The organism is Blautia sp. HCP3S3_B11 (assembly GCF_052064435.1).
GTDB lineage: Bacteria > Bacillota > Clostridia > Lachnospirales > Lachnospiraceae > Blautia_A.
The window spans coordinates 24,452-44,005 of record NZ_JBQHVP010000004.1 but is presented as its reverse complement, the minus strand read 5'-3'; the positions used below and the strand labels follow the sequence as shown (position 1 = coordinate 44,005).

The following is a 19,554-nucleotide window of genomic DNA, read 5'->3' as shown; positions in this document are numbered from 1 at the left end:
ATATTTTATAAAGTACGGAACAGTTATAATAATGTCAGAGAGAGGCTTCCTCTCCTGACCTGATATCAAATATTACCTGAAGACTATATACCTATTCTAAGGAGGATATTATGAAAAATAAAAGAGTACTAATGTTATTGGCCTTAACAGCTGTATTATCTGTTTCCATGACTGCATGTAACTTTGGAGGCGGCAGTGACGAGGATTCAAGTGTGGTACAGGTAACTCCTACACCGGAGCCAACCAAAGCAGCGAAAGCAACTCCTACCCCTGCACCGGCCAATGCCCAGAATACTACCTATACATCTAAGAACAAAACAGTATCCATTAAACTTCCGGATGCGACATGGGCGAATAAATCAGATTCTGACGATATGTTAAGCTTCGAGTCACCGAAACAGGGCAAACTCCTGATCTTGCATGGTTCTGGTGAGGAGGATATGTCTGTGGCGATCATTCCAAGTTCACAGGATACAGCCTCTGCACTTGTAAAGGCAGATAATCTTGTAGAAGGTACAGATTTTGAGATCCAGGATTATAAATCAGAGGAAGTCAGCGGTGTAAATGTTTACAGCTATACAGTTCATTACCTCACTGATAAGAGTGACTATAAATATGTTGTAAATAAATATTTCACAGATAATACAACAGAATTTTACAGTGTTGCAGGTTCTGTAAAGGATGAGAAAGCACTGGCAGGAATCAAGACTTCTGTTGATTCATTCACTATTTCCGGTGATTCTGTACTGAAAGCAGCAGCAACAGGAAAAACTTCAGGAACTACAGCAGGTACAACTGCAGACGGCACTTCAGGAACTACAGGAACAGCGGCTGCAGGTACAGACGGAACAGCATCCGGCAGTTCATCAGATGGAAGTTCTTCAGCAGGCACAGACGGTTCTTACAGTGATACTTCATCGGGCGGTTCATCAGATTACAGTTCATCAGACTATACTTCTGATGGCAGCAGTGACGGATCTTATGATTATGACGATGGTTCTTCCAATGGATATTATGCAGACGGAACACCTGTAGGAACAGATGATCCGGACTATGATACAGATCAGACAAGAACTATTTACAGAAACTCCGACGGATATCCGCTTGTAATTTATCCGAACGGTGACGGTACATGGTGTGATGATGACGGAAATACCTATGATTTTGCTAATGGCGAGGACGTTTATGATGAGAACGGCGTTGACTATTACTATCATGGAGAACCGGCGTATGTCCGCTATATGCCTAAGAATCAGTAACAGAAAAGTTGAAAAGGACGGCTGCTGTAAAAACAGTCGTCCTTTTTTGCGCTGACAGAGAACAACCTGTTATTTACATAAGAATGGATATTGTGGTAGAATAGCAAAGAAAATATGTGTTGCTGTGAACAGTAAAACAGGTAGATAATGAGGGCTGATGAATGGAATCATATGGAAGATTTGCCAGTGTTTATGATGTTTTCATGGATAATGTAAACTATCGTGAATGGGCAGACTATATTATAGAAACACTGGCTCAGGACGGGATCAGGGATGGTCTGGTTCTGGAGTTGGGATGTGGAACAGGTACTGTGACAGAGATGCTTGCAGATGCCGGATATGATATGATCGGTATCGATAATTCTGAGGAGATGCTTGCAGAGGCTATGGAGAAGCGGGCGGAATCCGGTCATGATATTCTGTATCTTTTGCAGGATATGCAGGATTTTGAGTTATATGGTACGGTTCGTGCTGTGATCAGTGTCTGTGACAGTATGAATTATCTGACGGACGAGGAAGATCTGGAGTATCTTTTTGCACTGGTAAATAATTATCTGGATCCGGGCGGACTGTTCATTTTTGATATGAATACGATCCATAAATACCGGGATGTGATCGGTGATACGACTATTGCTGAGGATAGAGAGGACGGAAGCTTTATCTGGGAGAACAGTTATGACAGGGAAAATGCCCTGAATGTATATGAACTGGCACTTTTTCTTCCAAGAGAAGACGGATTGTATGAGAAGTGTGAGGAGGAACATGTACAGAAAGCATATTCCATAGAAGCAATCAAGGCTATGATTGTGAAAGAAGGAATGGAACTGGTGGCAGTCTGTGATGCATATACTCATAATCCGGGTGATGAGAATTGTGAACGTCTGACTTTTGTTGCAAGAGAGCATGGAAAAAGTGCACAGAACGGATATCATGGAAGGATTCCGGAGAAACCTGAGACACATCGCGCGGATTGATGCGATTATAGCAGGTCTCTTAATTAATGCATTATTTACGGGGATTGCTATTGATTTGACCTAGAGTGTGTCTGAAAAATCATTCCCGCAATCTGCACGCCCCACTTTGCGGGATATTTCACCCGAATTCAGTTGCCGTAGCCCACTACGGCGCCCTCATCCGGGCAAAATATCCCACAAATTGTGACGCACATCTTGCAGAAAGCCTTTTTCAGACACGCTCTAATGTTAAGCCATGGACAAAATGAAAATAATATGAAAGAAATAACAGGAGTAATAAACGAATGAACGATTATATTATCAGAGCAATTGCAGCGAATGATCAGATTCGGGCATTTGCGGCAGTTACTACAGAAACAGTAGAAACAGCGAGACAGGATCACAATACAAGCCCGGTAGCCACAGCAGCACTGGGACGTCTTCTTACAGCAGGTGCCATGATGGGTACCATGATGAAGGGGGATAAGGACATCCTCACACTTCAGATTAAGGCAGGAGGTCCTCTGGAAGGAATTACTGTGACAGCAGATTCCAAAGGTCGTGTAAAGGGATATGTGGGAAATCCTGATGTATGTATCCCGGCAAACAGCAAGGGAAAACTGGATGTTGCAGGTGCTGTCGGTGTAGGATTTATGAACGTGATCAAGGATATGGGACTGAAAGAGCCTTATGTTGGACAGGTTGCGCTTCAGACCAGCGAGATCGCAGAAGATCTTACCTATTATTTTGCTACAAGTGAACAGGTACCGTCAGCAGTTGGTCTTGGAGTTCTTATGAATAAAGACAATACAGTACGTCAGGCTGGCGGATTTATCGTGCAGCTGATGCCGTTTGCGGAAGAAAGCACAATTGCGAAGCTTGAGGAAAATGTGCAGAAAATCACATCTGTCACAAATCTTCTGGAAGAGGGGCATACTCCTGAGAGTCTGCTTGAGAAAGTCCTGGAGGGCTTTGACATGGAGATCAATGAGAAAGTTCCTACGGAATTTTACTGTAACTGCAGCAGAGAAAGAGTGGAGAAAGCCCTGATCAGCATTGGAAGAAAAGAACTCAATGAAATGATCCAGGAAGGTAAGTCCATTGAGATGAACTGCCATTTCTGTAATAAGAATTATGAATTTACAGTGGAAGAACTGAAAGAAATCCTGCGTAAATGTAAATAAGAGACGCCAATGTACTGACAGATAGATCTGCCGGAGCACAGGGAAGAAGAGGGAGAAAATGAAAAACGGTTATATCAAAACAGCAGCCGCAACACCTTATATCACAGTTGCAGACTGCAATGCCAATGGAAATGAGATTATCAGACTGATCCATGAGATGGAGAAAGAACATGTGAAGGTTATGACTTTTCCGGAGCTTTGTATCACAGGCTATACCTGTCAGGACCTTTTCCTGCAGAGACGTCTTCTCGACAGCGCCTGGGAAACTTTGCTGAAGATCACAAAGGAAACTGCTGATGTGGATGCCCTTGTTTTTATAGGTGTGCCTTTCAGAAATCATGGAAAATTATATAATGTGGCAGCAGTTTTAAACAGAGGCGAGATCATTGGTCTGGTTCCGAAAACTTATCTTCCAAACTATGGAGAATTTTATGAGCAGCGCCATTTTGCATCAGGTCTTGGCTGTCTGGAATATGTGGATATTGAGGGAAAGAGAGTTCCTTTCGGAACAGATATTCTTTTTATCTGTGAGGAGGAGCCGGAGCTTGTGGCAGCAGCAGAGATCTGTGAGGATTTATGGGTGACACTGCCGCCAAGCGTTCTCCATGCACAGGCAGGAGCGAATCTGATCGTGAATCTGTCAGCCAGCAATGAGATGGTCGGAAAGGACAGCTACCGCAGAGATCTTGTTTCCGGACAGTCTGCACGTCTGGTGTGCGGATATGTATATGCAAATGCAGGAGAAGGTGAGTCCACACAGGATCTGGTCTTTGGCGGCCAGAATATGATCGCAGAGAATGGAGTGATCCTTGCGGAAGGAAAACGTTTCCACAATGGTATTGTATACAGTGAGATTGATGTGCAGAGGCTGAACGATGAGAGAAGAAGACTGACTACTTATCAGCCGGCTGACGACAGTGATCACATTAAAGTGTGCTTCCATCTGAATGTGGAAGAGACAAAGCTGACCAGAAAATATTCGCAGTATCCTTTCGTACCTTCACGAAAAGAAGAAAGGGATATGCGCTGTGATGAAATTCTGAATATCCAGGCAATGGGACTTAAGAAACGTATGGATCATATCCATTGCCATAAGGCAACAGTGGGACTTTCCGGAGGTCTGGATTCCACATTGGCACTGCTTGTGATCGCAAGAGCCTTTGACCTTTCCGGTGCGGACAGAAAGGATATCCACTGTATTACCATGCCATGCTTTGGAACCACAGACAGAACTTATCAGAATGCTTGCAAATTAAGTCAGTGTCTGGGTGCGACTTTAAGTGAGATCAATATCAAAGAAGCAGTAAATATACATTTCAGGGATATTGCTCATGATCCGTCTGTGCATGATGTGACTTATGAGAACAGCCAGGCAAGAGAGAGAACGCAGATCCTGATGGACAGTGCAAATCAGGATGGCTCGATTCTGGTGGGAACAGGAGATCTGTCTGAGCTGGCTCTGGGATGGGCAACCTACAATGGTGACCATATGTCCATGTACGGCGTGAATGCTTCAGTGCCGAAAACTCTGGTGCGTCATCTTGTACGTTATTATGCGGATACCTGCAAAGATGAGAAGCTGACAGAAGTTCTTCTTGATATTCTGGATACACCGGTAAGCCCGGAGCTTCTGCCGCCTAAGGATGGCAAGATCGCACAGAAGACAGAAGATCTGGTGGGACCTTATGAACTTCACGATTTCTATCTGTACTATATGCTTCGTGCAGGATTTGAACCGGAGAAAATTTACAGGCTGGCATGTGAGACTTTTGAAGGAATGTATGATAAGGAGACAATCTTCAAATGGCTGAAAACCTTCTATTGGAGATTTTTTGCACAGCAGTTTAAACGTTCCTGCCTTCCGGATGGCCCGAAGGTGGGAAGCGTTGCGGTTTCACCGAGAGGTGATCTGAGAATGCCAAGTGATGCAAGTGCAGGAGTATGGCTGGAGCAGCTTGAAAATATGGATATTTAGAATCGCATAGCGGAGTGGATGATTTTATCCGCGTGATTTTGCATGGCGAAGCGGAGAACGATCAGTTGTTCTCCGCTTTTTTCAGTGCTGTTTCAATTGCATTCAAAAGAATCATGGAAGTATACTTCTGATCTTCGGAATATTGGATGTTTTCCAGCGACTGGGAGGTATAGATCTGGCTGGCCAGTGATTCCAGAGCCGGTTCCATGAGAGGAAACATGGCTGCGGTGCTTTCACTTAAATTTACCAGACGGATGGAAGTTACCCTGTCAGAGTCAACGGTTACTTCCAGGTCAAAGGTGTTTTCATTCAGGTCGATGGAGGAAGTATAAATTCCCGGTTTGTACAGGCTTTTGGCATCGGCTGAGGCACTTTTTTTCTGACCGGGTCCAAACATGAAAAAAAGTACAATAGCCAGGATGACAGCAAGAAGAAGGAAAATGCCGGTGTATATAACTTCCTTCATATGTAGGACTATGATTTTTGTTTTTGCACTCATGGTACACGCCTCCTGGATGGTTTTGTATATTCTATTACAGAAGTGCTTAAATTATGATATACTGAAACAACGAATGTGAGTAACCGACAGTAAGGAGAGAAGAATGTCATTACAGTTTATTATCGGCAGTTCCGGTGCCGGAAAGTCTTATTTTGCATATGAGAGAGTAATCCGGGAGTCCATGGAACACCCGGAGAGAAATTACTATATTATTGTTCCGGAGCAGTTTACCATGCAGACACAGAAGACGCTGGTGGAAATGCATCCGGGAAAAGGAATCCTGAATATTGACATCCTGAGCTTTGAACGTCTTGCGTACCGTGTATTTGAAGAAACCGGCGGAGATAACAGAAAGCTTCTGGAAGATACGGGAAAAAGCATGGTGCTGCAGAAAATAGTGCAGCAGCACAGAAAGGAACTTGCCTATCTGGGAAGTCAGATGAATAAGCCGGGATATCTGGATGAGGTGAAGTCTCTGGTTTCAGAATTTATGCAGTATGATATCAGAGAAGAGAATCTGGCAGAAATGAAAGAGAAGGCCAAAGATCAGCCATTACTTGAAATGAAGCTTAAGGATATGGGAATCTTTTATCAGTCATTCAGGGAATTCCTGAAGGGGCATTATATGACAGGGGAAGAGGTGATGGATGTCCTGCTTAAACAGCTTCCTTTTTCCGAAAAACTTAAGGGAGCGGAATTTCTCTTTGATGGATTTACCGGATTCACGCCAATTCAGGTCAATGTGCTCAGGGAACTTCTGGTCATTGCTGACCGCATAAGTGTTACTGTGACTATGGACGAACGGGAGGATGCTTTTTCTCAGGGAAAACCTTATCAGCTTTTCTTTATGAGCAAACAGATGATACGGACACTTGCAGGGCTGACCAGAGATCTGGAGGATCCGGTGTATCTGAAACCATCCGGACAGTCCCGGTTTGCACATGCACCTGCCTTACAGTTTCTGGAGAAAAATATCTTCCGCTACAGAAAGGGCGTATATTCCAAAGAGCAGCAGGAGATAAAGATATTTACTGCCCCATCCCCCCTGGAAGAAATGCGTGAGGCTGCCAGAAGGATGTCAGAATTTGTGCGTACCTGCGGATACCGCTATGGTGAGATTGCAGTGATCACAGGAAATCTGGAAGAATATGCAAGACTTGCAGCACAGGTATTTGAGGAGGCAGATATTCCATATTTTATTGACGAGAAGCACTCGGTACTGATGAATCCTTTTGTGGAGTATCTGCGTGCTGCCATAGAGATGGTGGTACAGGGCTTTCCTTATGAGAGTGTTTTCCGTTATCTCAGATGCGGGATGTCAGAAGTTACCAGAGAACAGGCTGATAAACTGGAGAATTACGTGCTGGCGCTGGGAATCCGGGGATATAAGAAATGGTCTGAAAAATGGGTTCGTGTATACAGAGGAATGGAAGCGGAGAAGATACAGGAACTGAATGAGATCAGAGAAATCTTTGCGGAAGAAGTAAGGGAACTTGCACAGGGATTTGGTTCCGGAAAGAAGACAGTGGAAGAATACTGCCGGATTCTCTATGAGTTTATCCAAAAAAGCAATGTCTGGCAGAAACTGAAACGACAGGAGCGAAAGTTTAAAGAGTCAGGCGATAAAGCAATGGAAAAAGAATATAACCAGATTTATGGAATTGTGATGGACCTGCTGGATAAGATGGTTGAGATTCTTGGCGAAGAAACGGTAAACAGACAGGAGTTCCGACAGCTTCTGGAATCAGGACTTTCTCAGGCAAAAGTAGCGCTGATTCCGCCGAGCATAGATCAGGTAATGGTGGGTGATATGGAACGATCCCGCTTAAAGGAGATTAAGGCGTTGTTCTTTGTTGGCGTGAATGAGGGAAATATCCCAAAGAGCACACAGACAGGCGGAATCTTATCAGAGCTTGACAGAGATTTCTTTCAGGAGCAGGGAGTGGAACTGGCACCAGGGCCTAAAGAACTGATGAATATGCAGAGGTTTTATCTGTATCTGAATATGACGAAACCGGGAGAAAAGCTGATCCTCTCCTATAGTGATACAAATGCAAAAGGAGAAGGCATAAGCCCGGCATATCTGATCGGGAGTATACGCAGTCTGTATCCGAAGCTGGAAATTGAGGGCGGAGCCGGGGTCAGACCCCATAAAAATTCTATAAACAATTATTATTATCCGGAAAATCCGGAAGCTGGGATTGATCTGTTTCTGGAGAAGCTGGCACAGGAGACAGAGAAGGAGCATGAGGATATTCTGGAGCAGGCAGATGAGACGGATGCAGTGTTTGGAGAGCTTTACAGCTGGTATCTGCGGAATCCGGAATACAGAAGCAGAGTACAGAAGCTGGTACAGTCGGCTTTTGCCGGAAAACCAAAGGACATTATCAGCCAGAGTGTGGCGAAGGCATTATACGGAGAGGTTTCACCTTACAGTGCTACCAGACTGGAACGTTTTGCAGCCTGTGCATTTGCACATTTCCTTCAGTATGGAATGAAGCTTACCGAGCGTGTGGAATATGAGTTTAAACCTATGGATATGGGAAATGTTATGCATGAAGCACTGGAAAGCTTTGCAGAAGAAGTGCGAAAAAGAGGCATGAAATGGACAGAGCTGACAGAACAGGAACGGAATGAGATTGCGGACTGGTGTCTGGATAATATTGTGGCAGATTATGGAAACACGGTGCTCAAAAGCAGTGCCAGAAATGAATATATGATCGAGAGAACAAGGAGAATCCTCAGAAGGACGGTATGGGCACTTCAGAAACAGTTGGAACAGGGAGAATTTCAGCCGGAAGGCTTTGAGGTAACCTTCGGGGGAGGACGGATTGACAGAGTAGATATTATGGAAGATCAGAATAAGGTGTATGTGAAGGTGATTGATTATAAAACCGGAAATACATCCTTTGACCTGGTTTATCTGTATCATGGCCTGCAGTTACAGCTGATGATCTATCTGGATGGTGCTCTGCGTGTAGAGCAGAAGAAGTATCCGGATAAGGAGATTATTCCTGCGGGAGTTTTCTATTACAATATCAAGGATCCTATGATCCAGGAGAAGATAGATGCGGATGTGGAAGCAGTCAGTGCAGGTCTTATGAAAGAACTGAAGATGAATGGGCTGGTTCAGGCAGATCCGGAGCTTGTGTACAGGATGGACAGCAGCCTTGGCTCCATTCCTGTCGCATTTAATAAGGACGGAAGCTTTCGCAAAAATTCTTCTGTGGCAGACAGAACACAGTTCGCAGTGCTTGGACGGTATGTAAGGACGAAGATTGAGAAGATAAGAAGTTCTATTCTGGAGGGAGATGCAGAGGTTTCTCCCTATGAGCTCGGAAAAAAGAATGCGTGTACTTATTGTCCGTATATGACGGTATGCGGATTTGACCGCAGGCTGTCAGGATATGAATTCCGCAGACTGAAAAACTTTTCTGATGAGGAATTATGGAAAGCATTTGACAGGGAGGCAGAATAAGATGGGCGTACAGTGGACAAAGGAGCAGCAGGAGGTTATACGGCTGCGGGACAGAAATATTCTGGTCAGTGCGGCAGCCGGATCCGGAAAAACGGCAGTACTGGTAGAACGTATCCTGAGTAAGATCACAGATAAAGAACACCCTGTGGATATTGACAGACTGCTGATCATGACATTTACAAGAGCGGCAGCAGGTGAAATGAAAGAGAGGATCTCGGCAGCTATTGAAAAAGCACTCTGTGAGGATTCCGATAATGAGCATCTGCAGAGACAGACAACCCTGCTTCATACTGCACAGATTACAACTATTGATGGTTTCTGTGCCTATATTATCCGGAATTACTTTCATCTGATCGGACTGGATCCGGGATATCGGACGGCAGATGAGGGGGAACTGAAGCTTCTGCGAGGAGATGTTGTGAAAGCACTGCTTGAAGAATATTATGCCAAAAAAGATGAAAAGTTTCAGAAATTCGTGGAATGCTTTGCAACAGGAAAGTCAGATGAAAATCTGGGAAACCTGATACAGAAATTATATGAAATGGCTATGAGCAATCCTTTTCCGCAGGAATGGCTGTCCGGATGTATGGATGATTACAGGATTGATTCCCTGGAAGAGTTAAGAGAGACTGAGTGGATGAGAATGCTCTGGGATGCAGTGAAGGATGAACTGCAGGAAGCGAAGCTTCTGGTGCAGGAGGCTCGAAGAATCTGCTCAGAGCAGGATGGTCCGTATCTGTATGATGAGGCATTGAGCAGTGATCTGCTTCTTATAAGAAGTCTGCAGGAGCTGGCAGAGAAAAGAGATTATAATGGAACTGCAGAAATACTCATGAAACCCTCATTTGCCCGGCTGAGCACAAAGAAGGCTGCGGATGTAGATGAACAGAAGAAGCAGAGAGTGAAAGATATCCGGGATGAGGAAAAGGGGATTCTGAAGGAACTGGGGCAGCGATATTTCCAGAGTACAGAGAAGGAACTTCTGGAAGTGATCAGATATATCAGAGGTCCTATAGAGATGTTAGTTGAACTGACGGTACAGTTTAAAGAACAGTTTGGAGAGGCAAAGAGAGAAAAGAATATTCTGGATTTTACGGATATGGAACATTTTGCCTTGCAGATACTGATGACGAAAGAAGGGGAAGAAATCCATATGTCTCAGGCTGCGAGAGAACTTTCCGCAAAGTATGATGAAGTCCTGGTGGATGAATATCAGGACAGTAACTTAGTGCAGGAGCTTCTGACAACAGCAGTATCCGGGTGGATCAACCAGAAGAAAAATATCTTCATGGTAGGAGATGTAAAGCAGAGTATCTATCGTTTCCGTCTGGCAAGGCCGGAGCTTTTCATGGAAAAATATAAAAGTTATTCCACAGAAGAAGCACAGGAGCAGAGAATTGACCTGCACAAAAATTTCCGGAGCAGGGAACAGGTTCTGGAGAGTGTAAACTTTATTTTCCGACAGATCATGGGGGAAGACCTGGGAGGGATTACCTATGACAAAGATGCGGCCCTTTATCCCGGAGCTTCTTTTCCGGAAGGAGAGTCAGAGGAATTTGTAAAGACAGAGGTTCTTCTGATAGAGAAAGACGGAGAAGAACTGTCTGATGTACAGGACTATGAAGACGCAGGTGCATCGGGAAACCGCAGGGAAATGGAAAATCAGACAGGGCAGGAACTGGAAGCACTGGCCATTGCACAGAGAATTAAAGAAATTGTGGGAAAAGAACAGATTGTAGATAAAGAGACGAAGGAATACCGGCCTGTGGAATACGGGGATATTGTAATCCTGCTGCGCACTGCCTATGGATGGGCAGAAACCTTCAGGGAAGTGCTGGCATCTCAGGGGATTCCCGTATATTGTACATCAAGAACCGGATATTTCTCTGCAACCGAGATTGTGACTGTATTGAATTATCTGAAGGTGTGTGACAATCCGCTGCAGGATATTCCGCTTATGGGAGTGCTTCGTTCACCGATCGTCGGATGCACTTCACAGGAACTGGCAGAGCTTAGAATACGGTATCCTGATGGTCTGCTCTATGAGAGTGTTTCGGCATATGCAGGAGAAAATGAAATCCCCGAAAAAGAACTGGATCCGGATAAGCTGAAATCTGAATGGTTAAACAGTAATCTGCGAACAGATGAAAAGAACTCTCTGAATATTAAATTAAAAGGATTTCTGAGTCTCCTTGAAAAGGTAAGAAATATGGCTGCATATACGCCGGTTCACGAATTGATCCTTTATGTGCTGAAAGAAACCGGGTATGGAGATTATGCAAGGGCACTTCCGGGAGGGGAGCAGCGTTTTGCAAATCTTACCATGCTTGTGGAGAAAGCTATGGACTATGAGAAGACAAGCTACAGGGGTCTGTTTAACTTTGTTCGTTATATCGAACAGCTACAGGCATATCAGGTAGACTATGGAGAAGTCAATCTGACAGGAGCGGGCAATACCGCAGTGGAGATCATGACGATCCACAAGAGTAAGGGACTTGAATTTCCGGTAGTATTTGTGGCCGGTATGGGAAAACAGTTTAATTTTCAGGATATGAATGCAGGTCTTTTGCTTCATCCGGAACTGGGAATAGGGGCTGATGCTATCATACCGGAGAAACGGGTGATTGCATCTTCGCTGAATAAGCAGGTGATCAGAAGACAGCTTCTGAAGGAGAGTCTGGGAGAGGAACTGAGGGTACTTTACGTTGCCATGACAAGAGCAAAAGAGAAACTGATCCTTACAGGAACAGTCGGAAAGCTGGAAAAGCAGATGCTGTCGCTGTCGCGTTTTCTGGATGAGGAAGAAGAACTGCTCCCACTGGGAACCAGAATGAAAGCAAAGAATTACTGGGCTTTTGTACTGCCTGCACTGGTGCGGCATCGGGCCATGAGTGAACTTCTGTGGGAATATGGAATCCTCATGAAGAAACAGCCGGGGATTTACGATGATATCTCTGAGTTTGTGATAAAAAAGATTACTGTCCGTCAGATGACAGAAAAGGCAGTTCTCATCCAGGCAGGAAACCAGATGCAGGAGGAATATCTGAAGAACTGGGATGAAAATAAAGTGTATGATGAGGCTGTGAAGGAAGAGATAGAGAAGAGATTTTCCTTTGTATATCCGTATAAATATCTGGAAGATATTCCGGTTAAAGTCAGTGTTTCGGATCTGAAAAAGAGAAGCTGGCATGATGAAAGTGAACTGGAAGAGAATATCAGTGTGTCTGCCGAAGAGCAGGAGGAAGAACAGGAAGCGCCGGTTCCCGCATTTATGGCAGAGAAGCAGGAAGAGTATAAGGGGGCTGCCAGAGGTACTGCTTACCACAGAGTAATGGAATGTCTGGATTATGCAGAAACAGATACAGAGGAACAGCTTCGGGCTCAGTTAAAGAGACTTCTGGAGAGCCAGAAAATGACAGAGCAGGAAGCGGAATGTATTCGGATCCGGGATATCAGGAGGTTTGTGGAGTCCAGACTGGGGCAGAGAATGAAGAAGGCTGCCATGAAAAAACATCTTTACAGAGAACAGCCTTTTGTGATCCAGAGAAATGCTTCTATGCTCGATGATGGTTGGAAGAACGAAACAGTGCTGGTGCAGGGAATTATCGATGCCTATTTTATGGAAGAGGAAGAGATTGTTCTTGTGGACTATAAAACGGATAGAGTGAGGAGAGGGCAGGAACAGAAGCTGATCGATCTGTATCATGTGCAGCTTGAGGATTATGCCCGGGCATTGGAGCGGATGACAGGGAAAAAAGTGAAGGAGAAGATCATTTATTCGTTTACATTGCAGAAAGAGATATTGCTGTAAGCGGAATAAAAATTTATTATTGTGAATTCAAATATCCGGCAGGGATAAGCGCGTGTTATACGCGCCACCCTGCCGGATATTTGTTTTTCAGGATCTGGTTGACCAGTTTACCGAAGCCAATGGGATATCCATCTGCACAGAGGAGATGCCAGCCTTTTTTGTGAGCTGCTTCGTCGGGTTCGATATTTAAGGTTTCGCCCTTTAAATATCTGGTGATCCTTTCGTCAGAAGCGGAGAGAGAGATGACTGCTTCTGCTTCATCTTTGCGGATTGCCAGTGCAAGTGGCTGAGACGGCTCGAAGCGGTTTTTCTTCAGGTCACCGAGATAGAGACCGTTTCTTAAGAAGGTGATGCCACGGAAGTTGTGGGCAACCGGGGGAAGATAGTAGGCTTTATCACCGCGGATTTCCACACGTTCCCAGTCAAACGGCTGGCCGCAGAGGATTTTCAGACCGATTTCGTTCAGAAATTCCTCAATCAGTGGAAATGCGTTTTTGTCCGGTTTTGTGTGAGGACGGGAGCTTTCCTTGATTGCCTGTCCTTTTTTACGGAAGAGCGCAAGGAAGTGTCCCTCTCCGTTCATTTTGTGTGGGAAAATCCGGATGCATTTGATAAGTTCAGGATTTCCGTTTCCCCATTCAGGAACTCCATGGGAGAAGCCTTCATAATCTTCCATTTCTGCCAGTTCCATGTCAGGACGGTTTTCCAGAAGCCAGGAAACAGTTTGTTCGTCTTCTGCAGGCGCGAATGTGCATGTAGAGTAAAGCATCAGTCCGCCGGGACGGAGCATATCGGCTGCCTGGAGGATAAGCTCTTTCTGGATTTCGGAAAGCTCCATGGATTTTTCGGGAGTCCAGTCTTTGGCAAGGGCTTCTTCCTTACGGAACATTCCTTCTCCGGAGCATGGAGCATCCAGGATGATCTTGTCGAAGAATTCGGGGAATGCTTTGGTTAACTTTGCAGGTGTTTCGTTTGCTACGAAGACATTTGGGATGCCGAAGAGTTCCAGGTTGCGAAGGAGGGCTCTGGCGCGGGAAGTGCTGATATCGTTTGCTACCAGAAGTCCCTGTCCCTGAAGTGCTGCGCCTGCTGCAGTTGCCTTGCCGCCCGGGGCTGCGCAGAGGTCCAGGACTCTGTCACCCGGCTCGATGGGGATGCGGGAGGCGGGGGTCATGGCGCTGGGTTCCTGAAGGTAGTAGAGGCCGGCCTGGTAGTATGGGCATCTGGAGGGGCGGATGTCTTCATCGTAGAAGTAGCCGTTTTTGATCCATGGAATCTGGCGGATTGGAAATGGAGACAGGTTTTCGAAGCCTTCGCAGGTGATCTTGGAGGTGTTTATGCGCAGGCCGTAGGTTCGGGGGGCATTGAAGCTGGAGATGAAAGCTGGATATTCGTTGCCGAGCATTTCTTCCATTCGAGAGAGGAATGCGGGGTGAAGTTGTGTTGTATTTTTGTTCATAATTGGGTAAGTTTCCTTTGCTGTAGTTTAGTCGAATGTTTATAGATAGATATCATGGTAATTATAAATGATAATGGATTTTTGCTAAATAGTATTGACAAAATGATATTATACATCATATAATATAGTTAACAAAACAATATTAATGTTCTGTATAGTATATAGCATACGGCAGGATTGCAGAGATAATGATATTTATGCAGGGCATAATTGAAACGAGGGAGTGAGCATATGGTTTTTAATACGGGTGCTGCGCTTCTGGATGCGGTTGTTCTGGCGGTTGTTTCTAAGGAGAAGGAAGGGACTTACGGGTATAAGATCACGCAGGATGTGCGTGGAGTTCTGGATGTTTCGGAGTCTACTTTGTATCCGGTGCTCAGGAGGCTGCAGAAGGATGATTGTCTGGAGGTTTACGATATGGCGTATGCGGGACGTAACCGGCGTTATTATAAGCTGACGGACAGAGGTGCTGCGCAGCTGGAGTTTTATAAAGCTGAATGGAAAATTTATGCATCCAAGATAAGCGGGATGTTTGAGGGAGGAATAGGATGATGGACAGGGCGCGGTTTATGCAGGAGCTGGAGAAGCTGCTTGCTGATATTTCCGAGACAGAGAGGCAGGATGCCCTTGATTTTTATAATAGTTATTTCGATGATGCAGGAGCTGAGAATGAAGCTTCGGTGCTCAGGGAACTTGGAAGTCCAGAGAAGGTTGCAGCGATCATCAAGGCGGATCTGAAAGGTTCGGCAGGAGGCTATGAGTATGGAGAATATACGGAGCATGGCTATGAGGATGCCCGGACTAAAGAGAGAGGACAGATGCCTGAGAAATATGGAGAAGAGTCGGGAACAGGGAAGCGTTTTTTCAGAAAGGGGAATCAGGCGGTGCTGATCCTTGCGGTGATCCTGCTGGTTTTTATTTCTCCTTTTGTTAAGGGGGCTGTTGGTGGGATTCTGACATTTGCAGTTGGAATTTTACTGCTTCCGTTCTGGCTGATCGTTGGATTGGGCATAGGTGCTGTGGTTTTACTGGTTGGCGGAATCGCAGCTGTTGTGGCTGGAGCAGGGCTTTTGGCTGTAATGACCGGAACCGGGATCATGACCATAGGAATTGGATGTCTGATGATTGCTCTGGCAATCCTTATGATATTAGGACTGATCAGCATCGCAGTACGCATTGTGCCGAAATGGTTTCGGAAGATTACTGACTTTTTTAACAGGGTGCTTTACAGAAAGAGAAAGGAGGAGGTTAAATGAAGAAGTTTACAAAAGGAATGTTGATCGCAGCGGGGATTTTTGGTGCTGTGGGAATCGGGCTGACAGCTGCCGGTGGTGTTATGGGAGCCAGTATGTCGGAACTGACAGGGGTGAAAAGCCTGAAAAGGGTGCTTCTGGTGGCAGACGGGGATTATGATTATGATGACAGCGATGATTATGATGACGATGATGATTATGACGACAGTGGTGATTATGATGACAGCGATGACTATGACAGCGATGATTATGATGACAGCGACGACTGTGACGACAGTGAGGATTATGCCCGCGCTGTTGATGAGAATGAGGAAGATAGCACTGTATATCAGTTGAAGTATCAGCCCACAAAGCTGGATATAGAGCTGAAGTACGATGAGCTGATTCTGGAAGAGGGTGACAGTTTCTGTGTCAGAGTTTATGATGACAGTGGGAAGAATGTGACAGTGAAGGAGAGTTCGGATACTCTTAAGGTCAGAAGCACGAAAAAGCTGTCTAAAACCAGAAAGGTGCATATTTCCTATCCGGAAGATGTTAAGCTTCAGGAGCTGGAGATTGAGATGGGTGCAGGTACTGTTTATCTGAACAGAGATATTGAGACAGAGAAGCTGAGTGTGGAGATGGGAGCCGGGGAATTTGAAAGTAAGAATCCGGTGACTGCAAGGGAGGCAGATCTGGAAATCGGAACCGGAAGTATGACATTTGCAGATCTGAGCGCCAGGAAGACAGATGGAGAATGTGGTCTGGGTGAACTGGATCTGACACTGACCGGTACGCAGGAGGATTATAATTATGATCTGGAATGTGGAGTGGGAAATCTGGATGTAGGTTCTGATTCCTACAGTGGACTTGGACGGGAGAAAACCATTTCCAATAAAGGCGCAGACAGGAAACTGGATCTGGAGTGCGGTATGGGAAATATATCAGTAGATTTCTCCGGGAAAGAGCACAGAGATTTGCAGATATCCTGAAGAGCATATACTCTGACGTGCAGAAATAAAAGTGGTATTTAACCGAATCAGGAAGTCATTCGGTGTAGAGTAAGTAACGAAGCGGATGATTTTATCTGCTCGACTAATCTGGGTTTAAGGAGGAAATGGAACATGGGTGACAAACGTTTATACAAATCATCAGAAAACAGTATGCTTTGCGGTGTATGTGGAGGAATCGCAGAATATTTTGATATTGACCCTACGCTGGTGCGTCTGGCATGGGTGATCCTTACCTGCTTTGGCGGTGCGGGAATCTGGGCATATATCATTGCAGCAATTATTATTCCCAAAAGATAACAGAATCTCAGAATCCAATCTGCAATAGACAGAAGTTTAACCGAATCAGGCAGCGAAGCGGATTGCGAATATCCTCTTGAATGAAATACAGTATAAAAATTAAGAAAACAGCCCATACTCCAAAGAAAAGGAGTGTGGGCTGTTTTGGATAAAGAGAAGGAAATAAAAGCTTATCTTGATGGAGAATTATTGCCGGAGGTCAGAATGAAGTATGAAATTGCAGAGGAAATGGGACTGCTGGACAGGGTATTGAGTGATGGATGGAAAAGTCTGTCTGCGAAAGAGACCGGACGGATCGGAGGGCTGATGACGAAACGAAAAAAAGAGAAACTGAAAAAATAAATGAATGATATGGGATAAACATATAACGGAATAAACTTGTTCTCCGGGCGATGATGCTGTAAAATTAGAGCAAGTAGCGAAGTGGATAATTTTATCTGCTATAAATATGGGAGGACAATAAAATGAAGTTAGGTATTCTGGGAGCAGGAGGCATTGCTTCTACTATGGCGAAAACAGTGGCAGGAATGAAAGATGTGGAGGCGTATGCGGTTGCTGCCCGTGATCTGGAACGTGCCCGGGTATTTGCACAGAAATATGAAGTAAAAAAAGCATATGGATCCTATGAGGAAATGCTGGCAGATGATGAGGTTGAACTGGTTTATATCGCAACCCCTCATTCACACCATTATCTGCATGCGAAAATGTGTCTGGAAGCAGGAAAGCATGTGCTTTGTGAAAAGGCATTTACTGTAAATGCAGAGCAGGCACAGAAATTATTTGATCTTGCAAAAGAGAAAAAGCTTCTGATCACAGAAGCAATCTGGACAAGATATATGCCGTCCAGAAAGATGATCAACGATATTATTGAAAGCGGTGTGATCGGAGAAGTTATGGCAGTTACCGCGAATCTCAGCTATACAGTAAGTCATGTGGAACGTATCCGTAAACCGGAGCTTGCGGGAGGTGCTCTTCTGGATGTAGGCGTATATCCGATCAATTTTGCCGCTATGGTGCTTGGCGATAAGGTAAAGGATGTAAAGGCTACCGCAATCTTTCAGAATGGAGTGGATATTCTGGACAGCATTGCCATGGTGTTTGAGGGAGACCGCATGGCAACCCTTCAGTGTGGAGCAAGAGAAATCTCAGACAGAATGGGAAGTATTTTCGGAACCAGAGGATATATGCAGGTGCAGAATATCAATAATCCGGAAAAGATTACAGTGTTTGATACCGACCATAAAGAAGTGGCTTCTTATGTTGTGCCGGAACAGATCTCAGGATATGAATATGAGGTAGAATCCTGCATGAAAGCAATCCAGGAAGGAAAAATGGAGTGTCCGGAAATGCCTCATGCAGAGACAATAAGGATTATGAAAATCTTGGACGATATCCGTAAATCCTGGAATTATGAGATTCCGTGGATTGAGTGATTTTGTGTTGCCGAGAACGGAGCGGACGGTAACGATTTTGCATTTGTTTATGAATATTTTATTTTGAATTATAAGTATAATGTGTTACAATAAATATAACCATTAAGACTACCAGGCAGGTCAGAATTTGACCTGCCTGTAAATGAATACGGAAATAAATCGGGGTCAAAAGAATCGTTAATAATTGTAACAAAATAAAATTACCGGTGTAGCAAAAATAAAATTACAGGGGAAATGCGGATGAGTGAGATGACAGATGCATATGTAAAACTGGATAAGGTTTCCAAGATATATGGAACCAAAGAAGTAAAGATCGTTGCAGTGGATGAGATCAGCTTTGAGATTGCCAAGGGAGAGTTTGTAGTGATCGTTGGTCCCAGCGGTGCGGGCAAGACGACAGTGCTGAATATTCTTGGGGGTATGGATCAGGCTACCAGCGGAGAAGTTCTGGTGGATGGAAGGAATATTGCCAGATATAACAGCAGGCAGCTTACCGGTTATCGGAGAAATGATATTGGATTTGTATTCCAGTTCTATAATCTGGTGCCTAATCTTACAGCGCTGGAGAACGTAGAACTGGCATTGCAGATCTGTAAAAATCCGTTGGATGCCAGGGAGGTTCTGGAGGAAGTGGGACTGAAGGACAGACTGACCAATTTCCCGGCACAGCTTTCCGGTGGTGAACAGCAGAGAGTTTCCATTGCCAGGGCGCTGGCGAAGAATCCCAAGCTGTTATTGTGTGATGAGCCTACAGGTGCACTGGACTACCAGACTGGTAAGGCAATCCTGAAGCTTTTGCAGGATATGTGCAGGGAACGTGGAATGACGGTAATTGTCATTACCCATAACTCGGCGCTGACACCTATGGCAGACCGTGTGATCAAGATTAAGAACGGTAAGGTTTCCAGGATGACGATGAATGACCATCCTACACCGATTGAGGAGATAGAATGGTAGGTAG

The 19,554-nt window shown here is 44.9% G+C and carries 15 protein-coding genes and 2 pseudogenes; 14 read left to right on the top strand and 3 right to left on the bottom strand.

Annotated elements, in window-relative coordinates:
* The first annotated feature begins 110 nt into the window (after positions 1-110).
* Both ACTNC0_RS03885 and ACTNC0_RS03880 read left to right on the top strand, forming a co-directional pair.
* On the top strand, positions 111-1,259 hold the full coding sequence (locus ACTNC0_RS03885) for a hypothetical protein (RefSeq protein ID WP_441086397.1): 1,149 nt from the start codon (positions 111-113) through the stop codon (positions 1,257-1,259).
* A gap of 161 nt (positions 1,260-1,420) precedes the next feature.
* Positions 1,421-2,233: a class I SAM-dependent DNA methyltransferase gene (locus ACTNC0_RS03880; RefSeq protein WP_441086396.1), complete on the top strand. Its 813-nt coding sequence runs from the start codon at positions 1,421-1,423 to the stop codon at positions 2,231-2,233.
* Between the two features lie 47 nt (positions 2,234-2,280).
* On the opposite strand, the pseudogene ACTNC0_RS03875 reads toward ACTNC0_RS03880, so the two are convergent.
* Positions 2,281-2,406: pseudogene (locus ACTNC0_RS03875) on the bottom strand (DUF6783 domain-containing protein).
* Between ACTNC0_RS03875 and ACTNC0_RS03870 the strand changes: the two are divergent.
* The 3 genes and pseudogenes from ACTNC0_RS03870 to ACTNC0_RS03860 all read left to right on the top strand — a co-directional run.
* Positions 2,365-2,481: pseudogene (locus ACTNC0_RS03870) on the top strand (DUF6783 domain-containing protein); the annotation flags it as partial. The pseudogenes ACTNC0_RS03875 and ACTNC0_RS03870 overlap by 42 nt on opposite strands.
* A gap of 36 nt (positions 2,482-2,517) precedes the next feature.
* A complete protein-coding gene (hslO, locus tag ACTNC0_RS03865) occupies positions 2,518-3,396 on the top strand; it encodes an Hsp33 family molecular chaperone HslO (RefSeq protein ID WP_008706643.1) in 879 nt (292 codons plus the stop codon).
* Between the two features lie 58 nt (positions 3,397-3,454).
* A complete protein-coding gene (locus tag ACTNC0_RS03860; RefSeq protein WP_441086395.1) occupies positions 3,455-5,371 on the top strand; it encodes an NAD(+) synthase in 1,917 nt (638 codons plus the stop codon).
* A 61-nt stretch (positions 5,372-5,432) separates the two neighbouring features.
* Here the strand turns inward: ACTNC0_RS03860 and ACTNC0_RS03855 are convergent, their stop codons facing one another.
* Positions 5,433-5,870, bottom strand: coding sequence for an FMN-binding protein (locus ACTNC0_RS03855; RefSeq protein ID WP_008706640.1), 438 nt, complete (start codon positions 5,868-5,870; stop codon positions 5,433-5,435).
* Between the two features lie 103 nt (positions 5,871-5,973).
* On the opposite strand from ACTNC0_RS03855, the gene addB reads away from it, so the two are divergent.
* Positions 5,974-9,348, top strand: a complete 3,375-nt coding sequence (addB, locus tag ACTNC0_RS03850; protein WP_441086394.1) for a helicase-exonuclease AddAB subunit AddB — start codon at positions 5,974-5,976, stop codon at positions 9,346-9,348.
* A 1-nt stretch (position 9,349) separates the two neighbouring features.
* Positions 9,350-13,159, top strand: a complete 3,810-nt coding sequence (gene addA / locus ACTNC0_RS03845) for a helicase-exonuclease AddAB subunit AddA (RefSeq protein WP_441086393.1) — start codon at positions 9,350-9,352, stop codon at positions 13,157-13,159.
* A gap of 55 nt (positions 13,160-13,214) precedes the next feature.
* On the opposite strand, the gene ACTNC0_RS03840 is transcribed toward addA, so the two are convergent.
* On the bottom strand, positions 13,215-14,618 hold the full coding sequence (locus ACTNC0_RS03840) for an RsmF rRNA methyltransferase first C-terminal domain-containing protein (protein WP_441086392.1): 1,404 nt from the start codon (positions 14,616-14,618) through the stop codon (positions 13,215-13,217).
* Between the two features lie 231 nt (positions 14,619-14,849).
* Between ACTNC0_RS03840 and ACTNC0_RS03835 the strand changes: the two genes are divergently transcribed.
* The 7 genes from ACTNC0_RS03835 (at position 14,850) to ACTNC0_RS03805 (ending at position 19,550) form a co-directional block, all read left to right on the top strand.
* The gene (locus tag ACTNC0_RS03835; RefSeq protein WP_020993548.1) at positions 14,850-15,170 is read left to right on the top strand and encodes a PadR family transcriptional regulator; all 321 of its coding nucleotides are present in this window, start codon (positions 14,850-14,852) and stop codon (positions 15,168-15,170) included.
* Positions 15,167-15,874 (top strand): DUF1700 domain-containing protein, encoded by a 708-nt coding sequence (locus tag ACTNC0_RS03830; RefSeq protein WP_441086391.1) that lies wholly within the window; start codon positions 15,167-15,169, stop codon positions 15,872-15,874. Before ACTNC0_RS03835 ends, ACTNC0_RS03830 begins: the two co-directional genes overlap by 4 nt.
* A complete protein-coding gene (locus ACTNC0_RS03825) occupies positions 15,871-16,842 on the top strand; it encodes a hypothetical protein (RefSeq protein ID WP_441086390.1) in 972 nt (323 codons plus the stop codon). Before ACTNC0_RS03830 ends, ACTNC0_RS03825 begins: the two co-directional genes overlap by 4 nt.
* A gap of 132 nt (positions 16,843-16,974) precedes the next feature.
* Positions 16,975-17,160 (top strand): PspC domain-containing protein, encoded by a 186-nt coding sequence (locus tag ACTNC0_RS03820; RefSeq protein ID WP_008706626.1) that lies wholly within the window; start codon positions 16,975-16,977, stop codon positions 17,158-17,160.
* Positions 17,161-17,304: 144 nt separating this feature from the next.
* Positions 17,305-17,502: a small, acid-soluble spore protein, alpha/beta type gene (locus ACTNC0_RS03815; protein ID WP_022380942.1), complete on the top strand. Its 198-nt coding sequence runs from the start codon at positions 17,305-17,307 to the stop codon at positions 17,500-17,502.
* 122 nt (positions 17,503-17,624) lie between these two features.
* A complete protein-coding gene (locus ACTNC0_RS03810) occupies positions 17,625-18,593 on the top strand; it encodes a Gfo/Idh/MocA family protein (protein ID WP_441086389.1) in 969 nt (322 codons plus the stop codon).
* Positions 18,594-18,833: 240 nt separating this feature from the next.
* Positions 18,834-19,550 carry an ABC transporter ATP-binding protein gene (locus tag ACTNC0_RS03805; protein ID WP_022381281.1) on the top strand — a complete coding sequence of 239 codons (717 nt, stop codon included), beginning with the start codon at positions 18,834-18,836 and terminating at the stop codon, positions 19,548-19,550.
* Positions 19,551-19,554 lie beyond the last annotated feature (4 nt).

Coding starts and splice junctions, on each gene's coding strand:
- ACTNC0_RS03885 (WP_441086397.1), top strand. CDS start 111: ATGAAAAATAAAAGAGTACTAATGTTATTGGCCTTAACAGCTGTATTA.
- ACTNC0_RS03880 (WP_441086396.1), top strand. CDS start 1,421: ATGGAATCATATGGAAGATTTGCCAGTGTTTATGATGTTTTCATGGAT.
- hslO (WP_008706643.1), top strand. CDS start 2,518: ATGAACGATTATATTATCAGAGCAATTGCAGCGAATGATCAGATTCGG.
- ACTNC0_RS03860 (WP_441086395.1), top strand. CDS start 3,455: ATGAAAAACGGTTATATCAAAACAGCAGCCGCAACACCTTATATCACA.
- ACTNC0_RS03855 (WP_008706640.1), bottom strand. CDS start 5,870: ATGAGTGCAAAAACAAAAATCATAGTCCTACATATGAAGGAAGTTATA.
- addB (WP_441086394.1), top strand. CDS start 5,974: ATGTCATTACAGTTTATTATCGGCAGTTCCGGTGCCGGAAAGTCTTAT.
- addA (WP_441086393.1), top strand. CDS start 9,350: ATGGGCGTACAGTGGACAAAGGAGCAGCAGGAGGTTATACGGCTGCGG.
- ACTNC0_RS03840 (WP_441086392.1), bottom strand. CDS start 14,618: ATGAACAAAAATACAACACAACTTCACCCCGCATTCCTCTCTCGAATG.
- ACTNC0_RS03835 (WP_020993548.1), top strand. CDS start 14,850: ATGGTTTTTAATACGGGTGCTGCGCTTCTGGATGCGGTTGTTCTGGCG.
- ACTNC0_RS03830 (WP_441086391.1), top strand. CDS start 15,167: ATGATGGACAGGGCGCGGTTTATGCAGGAGCTGGAGAAGCTGCTTGCT.
- ACTNC0_RS03825 (WP_441086390.1), top strand. CDS start 15,871: ATGAAGAAGTTTACAAAAGGAATGTTGATCGCAGCGGGGATTTTTGGT.
- ACTNC0_RS03820 (WP_008706626.1), top strand. CDS start 16,975: ATGGGTGACAAACGTTTATACAAATCATCAGAAAACAGTATGCTTTGC.
- ACTNC0_RS03810 (WP_441086389.1), top strand. CDS start 17,625: ATGAAGTTAGGTATTCTGGGAGCAGGAGGCATTGCTTCTACTATGGCG.
- ACTNC0_RS03805 (WP_022381281.1), top strand. CDS start 18,834: ATGAGTGAGATGACAGATGCATATGTAAAACTGGATAAGGTTTCCAAG.